This is a genomic window from Agaricicola taiwanensis (genome assembly GCF_014635245.1).
Taxonomy (GTDB): Bacteria; Pseudomonadota; Alphaproteobacteria; order Rhizobiales; family Methylopilaceae; genus Agaricicola; species Agaricicola taiwanensis.
In genome coordinates this window covers 266,964-287,392 of the sequence record NZ_BMCP01000002.1, presented here as the reverse complement: position 1 = coordinate 287,392, position 20,429 = coordinate 266,964, and the positions used below count along the sequence as shown (strand labels likewise).

Annotated in this window: 20 protein-coding genes; 6 read left to right on the top strand and 14 right to left on the bottom strand. The window is 64.4% G+C overall.

Features of this window, described 5'->3' with window-relative positions:
* Window positions 1–21 precede the first annotated feature (21 nt).
* From cckA to IEV58_RS08805, 7 genes are read right to left on the bottom strand one after another with little or no spacing between them, the layout of a single operon-like run.
* Window positions 22–2,571: a cell cycle histidine kinase CckA gene (cckA, locus tag IEV58_RS08835; RefSeq protein ID WP_229729307.1), complete on the bottom strand. Its 2,550-nt coding sequence runs from the start codon at window positions 2,569–2,571 to the stop codon at window positions 22–24.
* Window positions 2,572–2,610: 39 nt separating this feature from the next.
* Window positions 2,611–3,687 (bottom strand): flagellar biosynthesis protein FlhB, encoded by a 1,077-nt coding sequence (gene flhB, locus IEV58_RS08830; protein ID WP_188409373.1) that lies wholly within the window; start codon window positions 3,685–3,687, stop codon window positions 2,611–2,613.
* 4 nt (window positions 3,688–3,691) lie between these two features.
* The gene (gene fliR, locus IEV58_RS08825) at window positions 3,692–4,453 is read right to left on the bottom strand and encodes a flagellar biosynthetic protein FliR (RefSeq protein ID WP_188409372.1); all 762 of its coding nucleotides are present in this window, start codon (window positions 4,451–4,453) and stop codon (window positions 3,692–3,694) included.
* A gap of 12 nt (window positions 4,454–4,465) precedes the next feature.
* The gene (fliQ, locus tag IEV58_RS08820; RefSeq protein ID WP_188409371.1) at window positions 4,466–4,729 is read right to left on the bottom strand and encodes a flagellar biosynthesis protein FliQ; all 264 of its coding nucleotides are present in this window, start codon (window positions 4,727–4,729) and stop codon (window positions 4,466–4,468) included.
* Between the two features lie 11 nt (window positions 4,730–4,740).
* A complete protein-coding gene (fliE, locus tag IEV58_RS08815; RefSeq protein WP_188409370.1) occupies window positions 4,741–5,064 on the bottom strand; it encodes a flagellar hook-basal body complex protein FliE in 324 nt (107 codons plus the stop codon).
* A gap of 14 nt (window positions 5,065–5,078) precedes the next feature.
* Complete coding sequence (flgC, locus tag IEV58_RS08810) at window positions 5,079–5,489, bottom strand: flagellar basal body rod protein FlgC (protein WP_188409369.1); 411 nt, start codon at window positions 5,487–5,489, stop codon at window positions 5,079–5,081.
* 13 nt (window positions 5,490–5,502) lie between these two features.
* Window positions 5,503–5,940 (bottom strand): flagellar basal body protein, encoded by a 438-nt coding sequence (locus IEV58_RS08805; RefSeq protein ID WP_229729306.1) that lies wholly within the window; start codon window positions 5,938–5,940, stop codon window positions 5,503–5,505.
* A gap of 223 nt (window positions 5,941–6,163) precedes the next feature.
* Here IEV58_RS08805 and IEV58_RS18235 point away from each other — a divergent pair, with 223 nt between their 5' ends.
* Both IEV58_RS18235 and fliP read left to right on the top strand, forming a co-directional pair.
* Window positions 6,164–7,444 (top strand): flagellar biosynthetic protein FliO, encoded by a 1,281-nt coding sequence (locus IEV58_RS18235; RefSeq protein ID WP_229729305.1) that lies wholly within the window; start codon window positions 6,164–6,166, stop codon window positions 7,442–7,444.
* Entirely contained in the window at window positions 7,441–8,193 is a 753-nt protein-coding gene (fliP, locus tag IEV58_RS08795) for a flagellar type III secretion system pore protein FliP (RefSeq protein ID WP_188409368.1), read from the top strand. The genes IEV58_RS18235 and fliP overlap by 4 nt, the downstream gene beginning before the upstream one ends.
* A gap of 83 nt (window positions 8,194–8,276) precedes the next feature.
* On the opposite strand, the gene IEV58_RS08790 is transcribed toward fliP, so the two are convergent.
* The 5 genes from IEV58_RS08790 to fliL all read right to left on the bottom strand — a co-directional run bounded on the left by IEV58_RS08790 (window position 8,277) and on the right by fliL (window position 15,052).
* Window positions 8,277–11,933: a hypothetical protein gene (locus IEV58_RS08790; protein WP_188409367.1), complete on the bottom strand. Its 3,657-nt coding sequence runs from the start codon at window positions 11,931–11,933 to the stop codon at window positions 8,277–8,279.
* A 76-nt stretch (window positions 11,934–12,009) separates the two neighbouring features.
* Window positions 12,010–12,870 (bottom strand): MotE family protein, encoded by an 861-nt coding sequence (locus IEV58_RS08785; protein WP_188409366.1) that lies wholly within the window; start codon window positions 12,868–12,870, stop codon window positions 12,010–12,012.
* Between the two features lie 12 nt (window positions 12,871–12,882).
* Complete coding sequence (locus tag IEV58_RS08780) at window positions 12,883–13,380, bottom strand: DUF6468 domain-containing protein (RefSeq protein WP_188409365.1); 498 nt, start codon at window positions 13,378–13,380, stop codon at window positions 12,883–12,885.
* Window positions 13,380–14,555: a flagellar motor switch protein FliM gene (gene fliM / locus IEV58_RS08775; protein ID WP_229729303.1), complete on the bottom strand. Its 1,176-nt coding sequence runs from the start codon at window positions 14,553–14,555 to the stop codon at window positions 13,380–13,382. Before fliM ends, IEV58_RS08780 begins: the two co-directional genes overlap by 1 nt.
* Window positions 14,552–15,052, bottom strand: a complete 501-nt coding sequence (fliL, locus tag IEV58_RS08770) for a flagellar basal body-associated protein FliL (protein WP_188409364.1) — start codon at window positions 15,050–15,052, stop codon at window positions 14,552–14,554. The genes fliM and fliL overlap by 4 nt, the downstream gene beginning before the upstream one ends.
* 286 nt (window positions 15,053–15,338) lie before the next feature.
* On the opposite strand from fliL, the gene flgF reads away from it, so the two are divergent.
* The 4 genes from flgF to flgH are packed head-to-tail and all read left to right on the top strand — an operon-like array spanning window position 15,339 to window position 18,628.
* Entirely contained in the window at window positions 15,339–16,085 is a 747-nt protein-coding gene (gene flgF, locus IEV58_RS08765; RefSeq protein ID WP_188409363.1) for a flagellar basal-body rod protein FlgF, read from the top strand.
* A gap of 12 nt (window positions 16,086–16,097) precedes the next feature.
* On the top strand, window positions 16,098–16,883 hold the full coding sequence (flgG, locus tag IEV58_RS08760) for a flagellar basal-body rod protein FlgG (protein ID WP_188409362.1): 786 nt from the start codon (window positions 16,098–16,100) through the stop codon (window positions 16,881–16,883).
* 5 nt (window positions 16,884–16,888) lie between these two features.
* Window positions 16,889–17,863, top strand: a complete 975-nt coding sequence (gene flgA, locus IEV58_RS08755) for a flagellar basal body P-ring formation chaperone FlgA (protein WP_188409361.1) — start codon at window positions 16,889–16,891, stop codon at window positions 17,861–17,863.
* Window positions 17,864–17,875: 12 nt separating this feature from the next.
* A complete protein-coding gene (gene flgH, locus IEV58_RS08750) occupies window positions 17,876–18,628 on the top strand; it encodes a flagellar basal body L-ring protein FlgH (protein ID WP_188409360.1) in 753 nt (250 codons plus the stop codon).
* 82 nt (window positions 18,629–18,710) lie between these two features.
* On the opposite strand, the gene IEV58_RS08745 is transcribed toward flgH, so the two are convergent.
* On the bottom strand, window positions 18,711–19,421 hold the full coding sequence (locus IEV58_RS08745; protein ID WP_188409359.1) for a GntR family transcriptional regulator: 711 nt from the start codon (window positions 19,419–19,421) through the stop codon (window positions 18,711–18,713).
* Window positions 19,418–20,296 (bottom strand): NAD(P)-dependent oxidoreductase, encoded by an 879-nt coding sequence (locus IEV58_RS08740; RefSeq protein WP_188409358.1) that lies wholly within the window; start codon window positions 20,294–20,296, stop codon window positions 19,418–19,420. Before IEV58_RS08740 ends, IEV58_RS08745 begins: the two co-directional genes overlap by 4 nt.
* Window positions 20,297–20,429: the final 133 nt, after the last annotated feature.

Genomic DNA, 20,429 nt, shown 5'->3' with positions numbered 1-20,429 from the left:
CGCAAGAACAAAATGTGAACATTACGGCATGGTGTCCTTAACGGCTTGAACCAACTGCTTCAGCGTAAAGGGTTTCGGCAGGAAGGAGAACTGCTCCTCCTCGCCCAGGTTCTTCTTGAAGGCGTCTTCCGCATAGCCGGAAACGAAGATGATCGGATATTTGGCGCTGCGGGCGCGCAACTCGCGCAGCAGCGTCGGGCCGTCCATCTCCGGCATCACCACGTCGGAAACGACCAGATCGATGTGGGCACCTTCATCAACGATGGCCAGTGCCTCGACCCCCGACGAGGCCTCCAGAACCGTATACCCCCGCGAGGCCAGTGCACGGGCACCGAAGGCGCGGACGGCATCCTCGTCCTCCACCAGAAGGACGGTGCCGCGGCCAGTCATGTCGGCCTGCGCCGCTGGTGCCTCTACCGCTTTTTCGGGAGCGGTCTCGGCCGGAATGTGCTGCGGCAGAAGAATCTGGAAGGTGGAGCCTTCGCCGAGCTTGCTCTTCACGAAGACGAAGCCGCCGGTCTGCTTGACGATGCCATAGACCGTCGACAGGCCGAGGCCGGTGCCCTTGCCCACTTCCTTGGTGGAAAAGAAGGGCTCGAAGATCTTTTCGAGGATTTCCGGCTCCATGCCGGTGCCGGTGTCACTGACCTCGATCAGCACATAATTCGCCGCCGGCAGGCTGGTCTCTCCAAAGGTCGGCACCTCGGCTTCAGGCAGGTTGCGGGTCCGCACCGTCAGCGTGCCACCCTCAGGCATGGCATCGCGCGCATTAACGGCTAGGTTGATGACGACCTGCTCGAGCTGGTTGATGTCGGCCTTGACGAACCAGAGGTCACGGCCGTGCACGACATCGAGGGTGACCTTCTCGCCCAATAGACGCGCGAGAAGGATGCGGACCTCCGCCAAAACGTCGTTGAGGGCCAGCACCTGCGGCCGCAGCGTCTGCCGGCGCGAGAAGGCCAGCAGCTGCCGCACGAGACCCGCCGCGCGGTTGGCGTTCTGCTTGATCTGCATGATGTCCTGGAAGGACGGGTCCGTCGGCCGGTGGCTGGCGAGCAGCAGATCGGAATAGCCGATGATGGCGGTCAGCACATTGTTGAAATCATGCGCCACGCCGCCGGCGAGCTGGCCGATGGCCTGCATCTTCTGGCTCTGGGCGAACTGGGCTTCCAGCGCCCTCTGCTCGGTGGTGTCGAGCGCATAGACAATGGCAGCCTCGTCGTCGCCCTCGTCTTCCTCCACCGGGCTGACGAAGAAGCGCGCCGATCGGTTCGCCGGTCCCGCGAATTGCGCGTCGAGAGGCACGAGATCGCCCCGCCCCTGCGCCGCCGCCTCGATGGCCAGCGCCAGCGCCGCGCGGTCGCGCTCTCCCAAAGCCTGCGTGATGCTGCGCTCATCGTCGTTCTTGATGATGTCGCCGAAGAGGCGCGCGAACGCGGCGTTGGAACGGGCGATACGGCCCGAGCGGTCGACGGTTGCGATGGCGATGGGCGTGTTATTGAAGAAGCGCGCAAAACGCACCTCGGCCGCTCGCAGCGGATCGGGCACGCCGGTGCCGCGTGAACGATCGAGCACCAGCGTCCGTGATGCTCCGGGCGTTCCGTCGGGCGCGGTGGCCACCTTGTGCAGGAGGCGCACGGGCATGCTCTGGCCGCCGCGGGTCTTGAGATCGACGTCGATGACCTCGGTGGTCACCGTGCCGGGAGCGCCAGTGGCGGAGAGAAGCAGCACGCTGTCATTGGCGAGGATATCGCCCACCACGAGGCCGCCCGAACCGATCCGTGTCAGGTCGTAGTCCAGCCAGCCGGCAAGCGTAGCGTTCATATAGCCTATGGCGCCGTCTGCCTCCGCCGAGAAGAAGCCGGCCGGCGCATGGTCGAGAAAATCGATGGCGTGCTGCAGTTCCTGGAAAATATTCTCCTGCCGGTCGCGCTCGCGGGTGACGTTCGACAGCGTCCAGATCAGCTCCTTGCGCGCGCTCTCAGGCGCATAGACGGAGGCGCGGAACCACGCAGGGCCGCCGCTGCGGCTGGAGGCGACGCGGAACTCCTCCTGCGCCTTCTTGCCCTCACGGGCAGCCTGGGACAGCCGATAGACCGCCTCGGCCACGTCGGGATCGCCTGCGAAGACACGCTCGATCGGCCTTGCGTCCTCGGCGCCTTCCGCGCCGGTGAGCGCAAGATAGGCGCGATTGGCGAAGATGATGCCGCCGTCGGCATCGGTGACGAGAATGCCGTCGTCAGCGCCGGCCACGAAGGCGCGCGCGAAATCCTCGCGCACCGCGCGGCCGCCGAAGTTGAGGACACCGATGGCCAGCGCGAAAAGCGCGAAGATGCCGATGACCGCCAGCGCCCCGAGGAACACGAGGATATAGGGACCTGCCCGGTCCTCTTGCATGAAGGTAATGGCGATGGACGCGCCAACCAGCAGCACCGCCACAGCAAACACAAGACCTATGCTGCCGGAACGCTGCGTGCGGTCGATCGGCGCCTCATAGGCCGAAAGATCCTTATCGGCCATAGTGGCCAGCCCCTCGTTCATGGGAATCGCCGCATCTCTATGCCGGAGCATGGTCTGGCGTCCATCGAAATGCAAATGCGGTCGACTGCCTCAATTCTTTCGTGTCTTCCCCTTCAGGCGATAGACATAGCCGATGACTTCCGCCACGGCGCGGAAGTGCTCATCAGGGATAGCATCGTCGATCTCAACGCTGGCATAGAGCGCGCGGGCCAGCGGCGGGTTTTCCACAGTCGGCACGTCGTTTTCCTGCGCCACAGAGCGGATTCTGAGGGCCACGGCATCGAGACCCTTGGCCACACAGACCGGTGCGTCCATCCCGTTCTCGTATTTCAGCGCCACCGCGAAGTGAGTCGGGTTGGTGATGACCACGGTCGCGGTCGGCACCGCCGCCATCATGCGTCGCCGCGAGCGCTCCATCCTGAGCTGGCGGATGCGCGCCTTGATATGCGGATCGCCTTCCTGCTGCTTGTATTCCTCTTTCAGCTCGCGCACCGACATGCGCAGCTTGTTGTACCAGGTCTGGCGCTGGTAGACGTAGTCGGCGCCGGCGAGCACGGCGAACACCGCCACAGTCGCGATCAAGACCTTCATAGTCTCTTCAAGGATAAAGGGACCGAGCGCCATCACGTCCATCTGCACCGTCAGGGCGAAACGGTCCTGCTCGGGCCACACCACGGCGATCAGGATCGCGCCGACGATGCCGATCTTCACCAGGCCCTTCAGAAATGTGACGAGGCTTTGCTTGGAAAAGATCCTGCCGAACCCCGCGATCGGTGAGACCTTGGAGAATTTGGGCATCAGCGGTTCGGTGGTCCACAGCGGCGGGTGCTGGATGATGTTGCCGACGAGGCCCGCCAACATGAAGAGCGCGAGCGGCAGCGCGATCGCTCCCATGACGGCGTAGAACACCTCCTGCCCGAACAGCATGATGCTGCCGCCGTCGAGCCGGATGTCGTGGGCATGTTCCAGGATCCCGCGCATGGAGCCGACCACCGCCGCGGACGAGTTTGCCCCGAACATGGACAACGCCATGGCGCCCGCGAGCAGCATGAACCAGGTGTTGATCTCCTGGCTCTTGGCGATATTGCCCTTTTTCCGCGCGTCATCGAGCTTCTTTTGGGAAGGCTCTTCTGTACGCTCGGCATCATCGTCACCACCCTCGGCCATGGGCTCACCTCATGACGAGTTCGGCGAGGCCGTCACGGATGTAGTCCGTGAACACGCCCATCATGGTCGCGAGGACCACGGCCATGAGGGCAAAGCCAAGCATGATGGATGCCGGGACGGCGATGAAGAAGACCTGCATCTGGGGCATCAAGCGTGCCAGCAGGCCGAGCCCCACGTTGAAGATCAGGCCGAGAACGAGAATCGGCGCGGCAAGCTGGATGCCGATCTTGAAGGCGCCGGCCGCCACCAGCACGGCATAGCGCGCGCTGTCACCGAGATCGGGCAGATCGCCCGGGCGGAAAATCTGATAGCTGTCGCCAAGCGCGGCAATGGACATGTGGTGCATGTCCGTGGCGAACAGCAGCGTGATGCCGAGGATGGTCAGGAAGTTGCCGACAAGCGCGCCCTGCTGTCCCTGGCTTGGATCGACCTGAGTGACGAAACCAAGGCCCAGCACCTGCGCGATGACGGTGCCGGCGGTCTGCAGGCAGGACAGCAGCAGGCGGCCTGTGATGCCCAGGAGAACGCCCACCAGCACCTCGCCGCCAAGCAGCATGATCATCTGCGGCGCGTCGCTCAGATTGTCGGGATAGAACGGACGCGCGAAGGGATAGAAGATCAGCGCCATCAGAAGCGCGAGCGACAGCCGGACACGCACCGGCACCATACGCTCGCCCAGCGCCGGCAGGAGCATGACGAGGGTGCCGATGCGCGCGAAGATGAGAATGAAGGCAGAGGCGATATCCGGCAGGACGGTGACGGTCACGGGCGCTCAAGCCTAGCCGGTGATGACGCGCTGGATCACCCGTGCCATGTGCTGGGCCAGGGCATCTCCCATGAAGGGGAGCGCAACGATCATGGCCACGAAGACCGCGATGATCTTCGGCACAAAGGCCAGAGTCATTTCCTGGATCTGCGTCAGGGCCTGGAAAAGCGCGATAACCACGCCGACCACGAGGCTGATGATCAGGAGCGGCGCGGAGACGATCAGCAGCGTCACGATCGCATCACGGCCGACATCCATTACCTCTGCGCCCGTCATGCTGCAGCTCCTTAGATCGGCATGCGCATGATTTCCTCATAGGCGGAAATCATGCGGTCGCGGACGCTGACCAGCGTTTCGAGAGCCAGTTCGCTCTCGGCAACCGCTGTCACCACATCCACCAAATCCGCCTTGCCTTGTACCATCGATTCGGTCTTGGCGTCTGCGGCATGGCCGCTGTCGGCGACAGCCTTGACCGCATCCTCCACCATGTCGGCAAAGTTGCCGCCGGTAGGCTGTGCCGGAATGGCCGCGGCGGCGGCGCCGCCACCGCCACCCTGCGTCAGGCGGCCGAGCGCGGCATAGGCATTGGTGGCGAGAAGGTTCGTTGTCATCAGGAAATGCCCTTTCAGCCGCGCAGGATATCGATGGTGCGGGAGATCATCCGGCGCGTGGCGCTGACGACGCCGACGTTGGCTTCATAGCTGCGCTGCGCCTGCCGGAAATCCATTTGCTCGATGAGGGAGTTGACGTTGGGCGTCTGCACGTAGCCTCGCGCGTCGGCCGCCGGATGGCCGGGCTCATAGCGGGTGCCGAACGGGGATGTGTCCTCTTCGATCCGGCCGAGCTTGACCACCTCGGAGCCGATCTGGCGGTTAAGCTCGGTTTCGAAGGTGGGCACCCGCCGCCGATAGGGTTCCATGCCGGCCCGGGGGGCGACCGAATCCGCATTGGCGAGATTTTCGGCGATGACACGCATGCGGCCGGATTGAGCCTTAAGACCCGAGGCGGCAATGGCGATTGTCTTCATGAAGTCCATGTCAGATCACTCCTCAGGCAGGCCGCGCTATGGCGCGGCGCAGAATGCCGATGCTGCGGGTGTAGAGCTGAGCGGCGGTCTGATGATCCATGGCGTTCTGGCCGACCTTCAGCACCTCCTCCTCAAGCACCACGCTGTTGCCTTCCGGCGTCGTCTCGAAGGTGTGGGCCCGATCCTCGTTCGCGGAGGCGGTACCGGGCAATGACCCCTGATGTCCCGGCGCGGTGGCAACCAGCTGCACGGGATTCGGACGATGCACCTGACTTGGGGTAAATTCCAGCTGGCGCAGATCATGCGCTCTGTAGCCGGGGGTATCGGCGTTGGCGATGTTCTGCGCCAGAACCCTTTGGCGTTCCTGATGCCACATCATCTTGGTCTTCAGGAACCCGAGAACATTCAGCCCGGCGATCGCCATATCGGGTGCGCCCATCTTGTTAAAGGTACTAGGCAAAAACTGCCCCCTTTATGGTTAACCGTGGGTTAATGGCCCTCGCAGCTTGCAATCAGCGGCGGTGCAGGTTACGCGGAAAATTGCCTGCACGCGGCAAGGCTGTTAATCGTCTGTTAGATCGCCACCGGCAAATCCTGCCGCTACGGTTAATCTTTATACAGCCGGCAGCCGGTCGCTGAAGGACCTAGAGTTAGCGGCAGCGTACAGAAGGAACAGGCAGATCATGGGATTCATGGACCAGATCCTCGGCAGTGACATGCCTCTGCCCATCCGCTTCGCGGTCGCCTTTATCATCGTCCTTGTGCTGATCGCCCTGGCGGCCTGGATCATCCGACGCTTTTCCGGCGCCAGACTGCTGAAGAGCATGACCAACGGCCGCGCCCGGCAGCCGCGTCTCGGCGTGCTGGATGTGCAGGCCGTGGACACACGCCGCCGGCTCGTCCTGATTCGTCGCGACAATGTCGAACATCTGCTGATGATCGGCGGGCCCAATGATGTCGTGGTCGAGAGCGGCATCGTGCGCCACGCTCAGAGTGCAGGCCGTCCGCCGCAGCGCCGGCCGGAAGCCGCGCCTCCAGGGCAGCCACAGCCCGCTTCCCAGGCAGCCGCACCCCAGCGCCCCGCGGCGCCTCCGCCGGCCGCCCCTCGCCCGCCAGTCCCGGCACCCGGCACCGCAGCCGGCCAGCGTCCGCTGGCTTCCGCGCCACGCCCGGCGCCCGCCCGTCCAGCCATGCCATCGGCCGGGGGCACGACCTTCTCTGCACAAGCCTCAGGAGCTTCCGCACAGACTTCGGGAGCCTCGAACGGCGAACAGCCTCGCCCCTACGCGCCGCCGGCTCCGAGCGAGCGTCCGGCTCCGGTCACCCCCCTGTCGCAGCCGTCCGCGCCGGGCGCTGCGAAACCCGCAGCCCCTCTTTCGGGGCCCGCGGCACCTGTTCATGGCGGCTTCAACCCTCCGTCCGCCGCGGATTCTGCCTCAAGCAACCGCACACCTCCGCCTGCACCTTCCACACCGGTGCCGGCACCCGCATCCGGTTCCGCCGATTTTCCGGATTTCGCTGCAAGCCTAGAAGAGACGCTCAAGTTCGAAGGCGGCGACGGGCCGACTACAAAGCCTGTGATCGTACCTACTCCGACGCCCTCATCAGCGGCGCCCTCAAGCCCGCCGCCCCCGGCGCAGCCCGTTGTCTCCATCACCCGCCCGTCGTCCGGCCCCGCAGCGCGCGCCTTTTCATTGCCCTCCTCGCAGCCTGCCCCCGAACCGCCGGCGGTGGAGAACAAGTCCGCTCCTTCCACGGAATCGGCACAACCTCCGGCCAACCCCGAGGAGCCGTCTTCCGCTCCCGCGGCAGGAAAGCCGGACGCGCCCAAGCCGGAACCGACCAAACCCGAACCTGCGAAGCCCGAGCCCGCCAAACCTGAGCCCGCGAAGTCTCCGCTCGACGCGCTCGAAGAGGAAATGGCCAGCCTTCTCGGCCGCGGACCGGACCGCAACAAATCATGAGATGGCCGGTGGCGTTCAGCGCCGCCGTTCTCATCGCCGGCCTCCTCCTCGCACCCGAGGTTCACGCCCAGGGCATCACGATCGACCTCGGTGGTGGAGCCGGGGGCGACACCGGCGTGACGCAGCGCGCGCTGCAGTTCGTCGCCCTCATCACGGTCCTCAGCCTGGCCCCGTCGATCCTGGTGATGGTGACCTCCTTCACCCGCATCGTCATCGTCCTGTCGCTGCTGCGCACCGCCATCGGCGCCCAGACGGCGCCGCCCAATGCCGTGATCATCGCACTCTCGCTGTTCCTGACGGCCTTTGTCATGGGACCAACGTTCCAGACCGCCTATCAGGCCGGCGTGGTGCCGCTGCTTGCCAATGAGATCGACGGCCAGGAAGCCTTCAATCGCGGCTCTGCGCCGTTCCATGCCTTCATGATGCGCCATGTGCGCGAGAAGGATCTCGGCCTCTTTCTCGACCTGGCCAATCAGCCGCCGCCGGAAACACCCGAGGCGACGGAGCTGCGCATTCTAGTGCCGGCCTTCATGATCTCGGAACTGAGGCGCGCCTTCGAGATTGGCTTTCTCTTGTTTGTGCCCTTCCTTGTCATCGACCTCGTGGTGGCCTCTGTGCTGATGTCCATGGGCATGATGATGCTGCCGCCGGTGCTGGTTTCCCTGCCCTTCAAGCTCATCTTTTTTGTGCTGGTGGACGGCTGGTATCTGGTCGCGGGCAGCCTGGTGGAAAGCTTCGGCGGCCAATAAGAACCGCCGCAGAGGCTCTCCACCGATGAATCCGACTGGCAGAAGCGCCGTCTAAGCTGTTGATCTGCCCCGGAATCGGGCGGCTAGGAGCGTGCCGCGGTTTGCTCGGTCTCCGGAGCAGGCGTTGTGTCCATGGCTTCCGGCAGCGGCTGAGGCTGAGGCGATGGCGCCACCGAGGGCACAGGGCCGGCCTCATCGGGATGACGCTTGCGGTATTCCTCCAGAAAGGCCGTGAAGGTATCGGTCGCGGCGATCGCACGCGCGATCTCGGTAAAGGCGGCGCCACGGGCCTCAATGGGCGCCGTGATGGTGTCGAAGGCTCTGCCATCAGGGCTGTTGGCCATCAGCGCGGCGAACTTGACGCGCAGCCGCTCCAGGCCCAGCGAATCCTCTGACATGGCATAGGCGATACCCGAGCGCAGCACCTGCATGCGCTCCTCGTCCGTCAGTGGGGTATTGTCGCGCCAGCGGGTGCCGACCAGAAGCTCCAGGGCCTCGCCCGCCTCCTGCCACTTGCGGCCGCGCCATAGGATATCGGCCTTCATCAGAAGAGCATCGTTGCCATCAAGCGTATCCACGAGCTCGACAGCCACATCCCCGCGCCCGATCTCGGCCAGCGCCTTGGCCTCCAGGAGCATGCGGCTGCGGCGCAGTTCCGAAGGCAGACCGGCAAGCCGCGTCGCCTGGAGAACCCGATAGGCCCGCGCCGGCTTCTGGTTCAGAAGATGCACCACGGCGGCCCTTGCGCCGACCTGCGCCTTGGCCGCCCCCGCCAGACGATTGTTGATCTGATATTCCAGAAGGTCGGCCGCCTCCGTCAGAAGGTCGACATCCACCATGCGGTCGGCAAGACGGCGGATGATCTCGTCGCCCCGGCGGCCTGGAGGCGTCAGCTCCTTGAAATCCAGGAACAGCGCCAGCGCATCCAGAGTGTCTATACGGCTGGCGTCGCCCAAAAAGATGCCGGCAAAGCGATCGGACATCGTCTGCTGCAGGTTGCGGGTGATCTCCGCATCCGGATGCACATTGATGGCGGTCCGCATAACGCCGAAGGCATCGCGCCAGCGATTTTCTGCCGTATAGAGCTCACCAAGGCTCGCCAGCACCTCTGCCTCGACGACATCGCCGCGCCACGCCACGGACATCAGCTCAAGCTCACGTATGGCGTCCGCCTGGCTGATCTCGCCGCGATCAATGCGCAGCTTGGTTGCACGGTAGCGTGCTTCCGCCGCGGCGATCTCATCGTCACCGCCCTGGACGGCGCGGTAGCTTTCCAAGGCCAGCCCCGCCTGGCCGAGACCATCGGCAATGCGTGCCCGCAACAGCGCGCGGCCGAAACCGCCGTCGGCCGGGTTGAGCGCATCGATGGCGTCGAGCTCGATGGCCGCGGTGGAATAATCGCGTGCATCGATGGCGATCCGTGCCGCGGTTTCACGGAAACGGACCTGGAGATCTGTTGGCATGGCGCTCAGCGCCGGCTCGCCCTTCCTATAGGCCTCCCGTGAGCGCGACAGGCGGCCAAGCCCGGCCTCGGCCACCGAACGCCACAGCTGCGCCTGCCTGAGATCGGCGATGCCGCCCCGGTCGAGGATCTTGAGGCCTTCCTCATTGCGCCCGAGCTCGATCAGGGCGGCGGCATACATCAGGCTGGTGTCGGCTCGCTCATCGGGTTCTTCCTTGCCGTCGCGCATCACCTCCAGCACCGCCTTCGCCTCGGCCGCGTTGCCATGGGCGAATTCGAAGCGCGCCAGCGCCAGGCGCGCCGCCGCCTGCTCGCTGGGGCCGGCGGAGGCGGCAACGCGCATCGCTTCGGCAGCCCCTTCGCGATAGGGTCGTTTCCGTGCCGCCTCCCAGGAGGCCGCCTGAAAGGGCCCCGCGTTCAATTCCGGAGCCCGGCTGACATAGGGGACCGGCTGTTCCCGAGTGGGGCTGTCCCAGCTCGAAAGAGTAAGACCGCCGTCCCGGGTGATGGTGAGGTCGGCGAGACCGGCCGTCACGGTTACATCATCGGCCATAGGCTGGATTGCCACGCCGTGCGCGGTGGCAAGGGCCCGGAACTCCACGAAGTTCTGCGGGCGCACGATGCCACGCCCCGGACCTTGCAACGTCAGGACCGCCAGTCGATCCCCGACGATCGGGTCCTCCAGCCAGCGCACGCCCCCCATGCCCTCCAGGGTGGTCCGCACCGAAGCGCGCCCATCAGCGGCAAAACCGGGGCTGAGATAAATCGGGCGCGAGGGATCGACCACCGTCTCACCCAGAGCGACCACCCATGTGTCGCCTTCCGGGATCACCGAGATCAGGCGCGGTTCCGTCACGGTCAGACGCGCGATCTGGGTTCCTCCGGTGGCCGACTGTTCGACATTGCTGATGAGGCCGCTGCTGTCATCGAGCAGAAAGCCAAGATCGAAGGCGTGATTGCTGTCGAACACCATCCAGAGTGTGCTGTCGCGCATGAAGACCGCCGCTGCTGGACGCTGCGGGAACGGCAGAACGATCTCCAGCGCGTCGCGAACACGGCGCACGGAAGGTGTCGCCGCGGCCGGTGGTGCGGCCTCAACCGAAACGGACGGCACGGCCGGTTTGTCCGTCGCCTCCTTGTTCTCCTCCGCAACCATCGCGGGCGCCTCGACGGCAGCCACCGGCTCCTCCCGGGGTGCCTGGGCGGCCGGCGGCTTTGCCGCTTCGGTGGTTTCGGGCTCCGGCGCGGCGGCTTGAGCCGCAGGTTCAGGTGCCGTCTCCTGTGACGCCGGCGCTGACGCCCGCTGCGCGGGTCGAGCCACCGGCATGGGCACCGCAGGGGCTCCCTGAGTGGCGATTGGGGGCGACCTCTCCGCGGCAGGGGCAGATGTCAAGCCCGGAGCGGCGGGAGGCACGGCTGCATCCTGCGGCAGGGCGGAGACCGCAAGAGGTGCCGGAGCCTGTGAGCTGGAATCCGGCGGCACCAGATCCAGCACATAACTGCTGTCTTCGCGAAAGGCGCGAAGATCGTAGGTGGGATCGAGGTCGAAGCTGATCACGAGCCCATCCGCCGTCGTCCGGCTGGCGAGGTTCTTTACCTCCTCAGGCATTTGCCCGAGAGCCTCGCGCGCGTCGAATTCAACCGGCACATCGAAGTTCAGCACCACCTTCTCGCCGGACCTGTCATGGGTGACCTTCACGGCGGGATCGGTAGTGAACATGAGACGGGTGAAAGTCGGGTTGGTCCCGACCTGCACCGTCAACGGCTGATAGTCGCGCTGCTTCAACCGGCGGATGTCGGCTGCCGCCTGACGTGCCTCGCGCGCTTTCTTGTTCAGATCCGCGATCACCTCGCGCGGCAGGCCCGGCGGATAACCGCTCCAGCCGGCAGGGAGAAAATCGATGAAGAGCTTCTCCCCCGCCTGCATCGTGTTGACGGTCAGGGGGCGGGTCAGCGCCATGCGCACTGCTTTGCCATCCGGATCGCGCCGCGCGGCCGTGACATAGTTCGGCATGCCGGCGACAACGGCATCCAGTGACACCTCGATGGAATCAGCGAAGGTCACCACCAGCACACCCGTCGTAATGCGGGCATCGAAAGCCGGCAGCATGTCGAAGCTCATGATGACACGGCCGAAGCCGCTTTCCTCTTTCGCCTCCACCGTGGCTTCAGAGGCCGCAGCCGTCGTGACGGTGAAGGCGAACAGCAGCGTCAGGGCCGCAAGGAGCCACTCCCCCGGCTTCCACTTCCTCAACTGTGCGGACATGATGGTCGGCACGGCGCTGGTCTCCTGACGTCTCAAGGCGCTTCACAAGGGGTAGAACGGGCCGGTTAAGGTCCGGGCAATATTTTCATTAAGGCTGCGTGGGAATTCCCGGTATCTGTGGCAGCGTCTCCACGGCGGCCGTGGGCGCGGCCGGCCTTCGACCGCTGCCTGCAAGTTCCACGGTAAGCCGTTGCGCCGCCGAAGGTGTCATCTTCGCCAGCACCTCCGACATCTTGCGCGGATTCATCTGCTTCACGACGTCCACCAGCACCCGCAGATTGAGCTCGTCGAAGATTTTGGCCGCATCCTTGGGGCGCATGTTCTCGTACATGGTGACGAGATCCTTGACCTTGGCGGGCGAGACCTCGTCCTCCCCTCCGGCCTCTTCACCCTCGGCCGCGTCGGCCGGCTTGGTCGCGGCAATCCTGGCTTCGATGGCTTCCAGTTCCTTGATGCGCGCTTCGATCCGCTTCTCAGCCGCCTTGAGGAGACTGTCCCGCATCTCGATTTCCTTGGCCTTCTCCTCCAGCTCGTTGCGGCGCTCGGTCAGGCGCTCCAGCACAGCCCGCTCGCCTGGGGTGGTCCGGTCGGGAGAATCACTGTTCTGCAAGGGGTTTGAAGGTGGCACGGCTTCGGCGGAGGGAGCCGCGCCTTCCGTCGGCGTCGTCGCCTCGGCCGCCTCAGCAGGCGCCTCGGGCGTGGGGGTCGAGCCGGTGATGACGGGATCCTTCAGGACAGACTTTCCCTCTCCGGCCTGAGCCGAACCGACGGTAAGCGCGTCATGTGCCCAGGCAACCGGGCGATAGGTGAGATCCGGACCACGGCTGGCAGCGGCGTTGTTGTCGAGCCGCAGTGCCCAGCCTTCCCCGCTCGCGACCCCAATGACCTTAAGCGTGAGCACGGCGAGCGCCGAGGCAACCACAAGAGGCAGAACGCGCACGCCGCTCACGGCCGTCTCCGTTCAGGCTGCGGCGCTGGCGGCGCGCCGCTCGCGGGCACGCATCGCAAGCGCCTGGGCCGCCAGGGCCGCCGCGGCGGCCTTGCTCTGCTGAGGTGCGGGACGGGCCTCGACGGCGGGCGCGGCATCGTCCGCGCAATCTTCCGCCACGAAAGCCTCGGCAACCGACGCCGGGCGCGCGGCTTCGGTGATCATCGCGATCCGCTTCAGCACATCCTGTCCCGAAGCGATCTGATCGGCCATATCCACCGAGACACGTTCCGCGACACGGAGCCGCTCAGCCAGGGTCACGTCGCAGTCGCGGATGGCGACCTTGAACCCGGCGATGGCGCGTTCGGCGATATCGGTTGCCGTGACCAGTTCAGCGATCGTTGCCCTCAGCGCGGTCTCGTCGGTCCTGAGCCTCACCAGCTTTCGATTGAGGACGAAACAGTAGCCGATGGTGGTGACCAGAAGAATCGCGACCGTGCCCTCGATCATCAGGGCGAAACCATTGTTCATCAGGCGACCTCCTGGCGGGCATCCGCCGAGTCAAAAATGGCCATCGTGGTTTTGGACTGACGCAGTTCGCGCTCGATTTGCAGCGCGACCTGCTCACCCGAGCGGCCCATGCGCCCTTCGGTCAGGGTTACATTTCCGCAGCGGAGCTCGACCAATTCATCGGGCTCCATATCCAGCATCAGGGTGTCGCCGACATTAAGTTCCATGATGCGGCGCAGCGGGATCTGCCGTTCGTAGAGGATCACATCGAGATCAAGTTCGGCGGACCAGATCTCGGTGGCGAGATGGCCCTCCCAGGTCGCGTCCCGGCCGAACTTTTCGCCCATGAAGCCCTGCAGGAGGACGTCTCGGATCGGCTCGATGGTGGCATAGGGCAACAGGAACTCGAATGCACCGCCACGGTCTTCCATGTCGATGTGGAGCCGCACCAGAATCGCGGCATTTGCCGGCCGGGCAATGGCGGCAAAGCGCGGATTGGTTTCCATGCGGTCGATATTGAAGGTCACCGGCGACAGCGGCTTGAAGGCCTGCTCGGCATCGGAAAGCACGATCTCAAGCAGCCGGCGCACCAGGTTCGTCTCGATGGTGCTGTAGGGCCGCCCTTCGACCTTGACGGAGGAAACGCCGCGGCGCCCGCCGAGCAGCACATCGATAATGGAATAGATCAGGCTCGAGTTGACGGTGACGATCCCATAGTTGTCCCACTCCTCCGCCTTGATCACCGAAAGGATCGCGGGCAGCGGGATCGAGTTGAGATAGTCGCCGAAACGGACCGAGGTGATGCTTTCCAGGGAGACTTCGACGTTGTCGGAGGTGAAATTGCGCAATGAGGTCGTGAGCAGCCGCACCATGCGGTCGAACACGATTTCGAGCATCGGCAGACGCTCGTAGGACACCATCGCCGAATCGATGATGGCGCGAATGCCCGAATGCTGGCTGAGGGAGAGCTCGTCGAAGGAGAAGCCCAGAAGGCTGTCGATTTCCTCCTGGCCCAGGATGCGGTCAGCACCGCCACGACCGGCGACGGAGGTTGCCGCACCCTCGCTGCCCAGCGCGGCCGACCATTCCGGCGACATCTCATCACCGCCGTCTCCACCCTCGAGCGAGGCCATCCATTCGGCGGCCATTGCGTCCTGATCGAGATTTTCCTCTTCCGGCCCCATGATCGCGCTCACTGCACCAGAACTTCTTTGAAGAGAATCGCTTCGACCTTGCCTGGATAGACCGCGGCATTGATGCGCCGAAGAAGCTCTTCCTTCAGGCGGTAAAGGCCGGCCGAACCATCGAGATCGGCGGGACGCATCTCGCGCAGATGCACCTGGAATGCATCGAGCACGCGCGGCATCATGGGGTTGATCCGCTCCACCAGCCGCTCGTCGGAGACTTCCAGCGCGATCTTCAGTTTAAGATATTGCGGGCGATCAGCCGGAACCGCGAGGTTGACCATCATGTCCGGCAGGTCGATGAAGATCGGCGGCTTTTCAGCCACAACCGCTTCACCTTCGTGGGCATTCTCGCCGCCGGTCAAAAAGAAGTAGCCGCCGCCCGCCGCCGCGGCGAGGACAGCAATCGCCCCGCCGATCATCATCAGCTTTTTCTTCTTGCCGGCAGGCTTCGCCGAATCTTTACCGGCGACTTCCACATCCGTAGCAGCATCGGCGACGTTCGCCATGGCATCCCGAACGGCCTTCCAGCCGCCCCCTTTTTGCGATGCTTAATAGTAACGAAAGAAAGGTTAACGCTTCCTTTTCGGACAACCTTTGGCGGCAACTTTTGCCGGGCCGTTCTTTCCTCAACGGAAAATTACGCCGACCGCTAAAATTGTCCGGACTTTCGTTAACGGCTCAGAAACCAACACATTTCCGCTTTGGCACGCTCAGTGCATTGCAATTTGCGGCGTCGCGGTCGGGGAAGGACCGGGGCAGCCATATGGTAAACGACCGAGGGGAAGCGGTCGCATGGACAATTCATTGCTGATCGGGCTGTCCCGCCAAGCCGCGCTCCGGCGCGAGCTGGACGTGGTGGCCAATAACATCGCGAATATCGGGACCAACGGCTACAAGTCGCAGCGCATGGCGTTCCAGGAATACGTCATGCCTGTTGCTCGCTCCGATGATTTTCCGAGATCTGACCGGCGCCTGTCCTATGTGCAGGACCGCGGCACCTGGCAGGACTTCAAGACCGGCCCGATGCAGGTGACGGACAATCCGCTGGATATGGCCATCAACGGCTCGGGCTTTTTCGTCATCGATACGCCGCAGGGCGAACGCTACACTCGCGACGGTAGCTTTCAGGTCAACACCGCAGGGCAGTTGGTGACCGCGTCCGGCGCTCCGGTGATGACGACCGAGGGTGTCCTCCAGCTCGCCGAGAACGAAACAGACCTTTCCATCGGCGCCGACGGAACCATCACCACCAACGCCGGTGCTCGCGGCCGCATCCGCCTGGTCGACGTGCCGAACCCCCAGAACCTCACCTCGGACGGAAGCAATCTCTTCCAGTCGCCCACCCCCGTCGCGGAGATGGGCGCCGGCGAAGTGCGGCTGGAACAGGGCGCCTTGGAGAAATCCAATGTCGAACCGGTTCTGGAGATCTCGCGGATGATGGAACTCACCCGCAGCTATCAGTCGATTTCGAGCCTCATGCAGCGCAGCGAACAGATGCGCTCCACCGCGATCGAACGCCTGTCCGACATTCCGGCCTAAGGGGACCAGACCATGCGCGCGCTCTACACCGCAGCCACCGGCATGATGGCTCAGGAACTGAACGTCGAGACCATCTCCAACAACATCGCCAACATGCGCACCACCGCCTACAAGCGGCAGCGCGTCGGCTTTCAGGACATGCTCTACCAGATCAATCGGCGCGCCGGCACCGCCACCTCCGAGACGGGAACGATCGTCCCGGCCGGTGTCGAGATCGGCTCCGGTGTCCGGACCGTGGCCACGCCGCGGATCTTCACACAGGGCAATGTCACGCCGACGGAAAAGGAGTACGACCTCGCCATCCGGGGCGACGGCTTCTTTCGCATCCAGATGCCCGACGGAACCACCTCCTACACACGCGACGGCTCATTTGAGCTCGATGCGGAGGGCCAGATCGTTACCGTCGACGGCTACATCGTCGATCCGGGTATCGTGGTTCCCGAGGATGCCAGCGGCATCTCCATCAACGCCGAGGGCACGGTGGAAGTGAAGCTGCCCGGCCAGGCCGAGCCTCAGGAACTGGGCCAGCTTCAGATGGCCCGCTTCATCAACAGGTCGGGCCTCGAGAGCATCGGCGATAACCTCTACCGCGAAACCGGCGCCAGCGGGCCGGAGATTGCCGGCGTTGCTGGCCAGGAAGGCTTCGGAACCCTGCTTCAGGGGCACCTGGAAGAGGCCAACGTCAACGCGGTGACGGAAATCTCGGACCTCATCTCAGCGCAGCGCGCCTACGAGATGAACGCCCGGGTGGTCTCCGCCGCAGACCAGATGCTCGAAGCAACCTCCAACCTCAGGTGACGATGATGACGCATCCGATTCGCCTCGTGGTCGCTTTCGTTCTCGGCATCGCCGCCTTCAGCGCATTTGTCGGCGCCGCCAAGGCCGCGCCCGCACTTCGTTCCGACGTAACCGTCTCCCGCGAGATCGTTCTCCTGGGAGATCTTGTCAGCGACGCCGGCGCCCTTTCCGACAAGCCCATCTTTCGCGCGCCCGGTCACGGCCTGACGGGCACTCTCACCGCCGCCGCCGTTATCGCGGCCGCCGAAAAGGCCGGTCTCGGCGGCATCATGGCCGGCAGCATCACCGAGGTTTCGGTGACACGCGTCGGCCGCGCCGCCGGCCAGACCGAAATCGAAGCGGCGATTCGGCTTGCCCTCGCCGAGCACAGCCGCAGCCCGGCACCTGAGAACATCGATATCGCCTTCGACCGCGACCCTTTGATCACGGCAAACGCCGCGCGGGACGCGCAGCTCAAAGCCCGCGTGATCAGCTGGTCAGAGCAGAACGGCCATTTCGAAGCGGAGATCACCCTCGGTGATCCCGCAGGTCCTGCCGCACGCAAAACTGTGATCGGGAACGCGTTCGATGGCGTCGAGGTGGTTGTTCCGACGCGGGCCATCGCCCGCAAGAAGATGCTCGGCACCGACGACCTCACCCTGACCCGCCTGCCGCGCCGCTCGGTCACCGGCGGTATGCTGACCAGCCTTGCCGATGCCGTCGGCATGGTGGCGGGCCGTGCTCTGCGCGCCGATGAGCCGGTGAAAGCCGGAGACCTGGAGAAGCCCACTCTGGTCGAGCGCGGCAGCGCCGTCACCATCATCCATGCCATTCCCGGTATGACGCTGACCGTGCGCGGCGAGGCGTTGGCCTCCGGCTCGCATGGAGCACGTGTTTCCGTCATGAACAAACAATCCAAGCGCGTGATCGATGGCACCGTCACCGGTGCCGGCCAGGTCACGGTTGCGACAGGCCATGCCGTCGCCATGTCCGCGCGTTGAGGAGTATCGAGTATGACCCCCTATAGTCTCTCCAGAGCCTGTCTTTCTGCTGGTCTGGCCCTTTTGGTCGCCAACTGCGGCGCCGCTGATCGCCTGAAGCAGGTCGGCCAGCCTCCAGCCCTCGCCGCCATCGAGGATCCCACGGCACAGCCCGGTTATCGCCCGGTACGCATGCCCATGCCTGACCCGGAAGTCGCAACCTATCAGGCCAACTCGCTCTGGCAGACAGGCTCACGCGGCTTCTTCAAGGATCAGCGTGCGCAAAAGGTCGGCGACATCCTCACCGTGAAGGTCCAGGTCTCCGACAGGGCGGAGTTTGAGAACGAGACGGAGCGTACCCGCACCAACAGCGAAGGCCTCGGCCTCAACAACCTGTTCGGATACGAGCAGGCTCTCAACAAGGTGCTTCCCGAGGCGGTCGACAACGAGAATCTCGTTCGCGCCGGATCAACGTCCTCCAGCTCCGGCGCCGGCTCCGTTGAGCGCTCGGAGCGGCTGGTGACCAACGTCGCGGCCGTCGTGACGCAGATCCTGCCCAATGGAAACCTTGTGGTCGAAGGCCGCCAGGAGATCCGTGTCAACTTCGAGATCCGTGAGCTGATCGTGGCGGGTATCGTGCGTCCTGAAGACATCGACAGCTCCAACCAGATCGACAGCACCAAGATCGCCGAAGCTCGTATCGCCTACGGCGGCCGCGGCCAGATCACCGACGTCCAGCAGCCCCGCTACGGTCAGCAGGTCCTGGATATTCTCCTGCCCTTCTAAGGTTCTCTCTTCCGCCGTCACAGTCCCGCTCCCCCGGGAGACGGCGCGATGCGGCCTCCAGGCTCCCCCCTGGAGGCCGCGCTCATTCCTGGGCCGAAGTCTGGTTTTTCTTGAAGATCTCGTGGGTGACCCTGAGGTGGACCGCCATGACCTGGGCGGCGAAATACCGATCCTTGGCCTTGATGGCCTCGATCAGTTCACGGTGATGCTGAACACTGCCCCGCATGTCCATGTAGTCATAGAAATGGAACGTGCCGACGATCATGGGCATGCCGGTCAGGCTCAGCGCGAATTGAGCCAACCGCGGCGAGCCCGCCGCCTGGATCACCAGATCATGAAAGGCATGGTTCGCGTTCTGGATATCCTGGAGGCGCTCACGGAAGGTCTCGTCGGCGAGATCGTCCATCCGGTCGGTCAGCGCGGTCATCTCGGCGATCTGCTCTTCTGTCGCGCGCTGCGCCGCGAGGCCAGCTGCTAACGGTTCCAGGGCCAGTCGCAGTTCGAACACATCCTCGATGTCCCAGCGCGTCCATTCAGCAACGAAAACGCCGCGGTTCGTCGCCGAGCGCAGCAGCCCGTCACCGACGAGACGCTGGAGCGCGGCACGCACCGGGGTGCGGCTGACGGACAGGCTTTCGGCGATCTGCTCTTCCTTCAGCTGCACGCCTGGCGCGTAGCGCCCCGCCATGATCTGCCGGCGCAGCGTATCGTAGACGTGATCCGTGGCGGATCCGCCCGGCCGCAAAGGCATCGCCGCCCCCTCATCGTCTCTTTCTGCGAGAACGCGGGTCATGACACCATGGCTCCGGATGAAGCACGCGCATCCTCGTCCAGCCAGGCAAAGGCCTCGCCGATGGATGGTATCCTGTCGATCGACGGCCGCCGGGCCAAAGAGGCGCTGGTGCGCTCAAAGCGGGCACGCACCCCAGGCAGGACGTCCGCCGGCAGCCCCGCCTTGCGCAACTGCCGCTCCGCCTCCTCCACCTCGTTCAGGCGCCGGGCTGCGTGGATGACATGGGTGCGAATAAGCACTTCAAGCGTGTTCCGAAGTGGATTTCGGTCGATATCGCCAAGCACGTCATAAAGCGCATCCGTCACATTCTGCCGTTCCGCGGCCAGAAATGTTTCAATGGCCAGAGCCTCGAGTCCTTTGGTAAAGACGCTGCGGAGGAGCTTCAGCGCGGCAGCATCTCCCGCACCGGCCGTGATGGCGCGAATGGGCGCATCGATGGCGCCGAAAAGCCTTGTTGCCGCTGGAGCTCCCGTCCCGGCCACGAGGAGATGGGTCCGGGCGCCTGATAGCGCCACAGCCCCCATGATGGCCACATCAGCATAGAGGATGTCGGCGGCAGCGGCCTCAGCCGCGGCGGCTCTGATCTCGTCCGGATCACTGGTGGTCATATCGATGAAAAGGGTGTCCGAGCGCATATCGCGGAAGCCGCGCCTTGCGACCGCAAGCGAAAGGCTACCGACGACGCAGGACACCACCACATCAGCGTCAGCAAGCCAGGAACCGGAGGACGGATGGAGAGCAATCCCTTCCCTGGCGGCCCAAAGCTTGACCTCCTCCCTCGGCTTCGGGTCACAAAGCGTGATCGCTTGGCCCGCCTGCCGAAGGGCACGCGCGTAAAGCAGCCCAACCTCGCCACATCCCATCACTGCCAGCATCACACCATCCTCACCGATAAGAACAAAAAAAACACAATCTGGGTGAGATGTCTATGAAAAGAGCTTGAAAACAGCGGTGAGACCCGTCAGAGCAAGCACCATCGCAGAGAAGCATCTTCTAGAAGTTCTATGC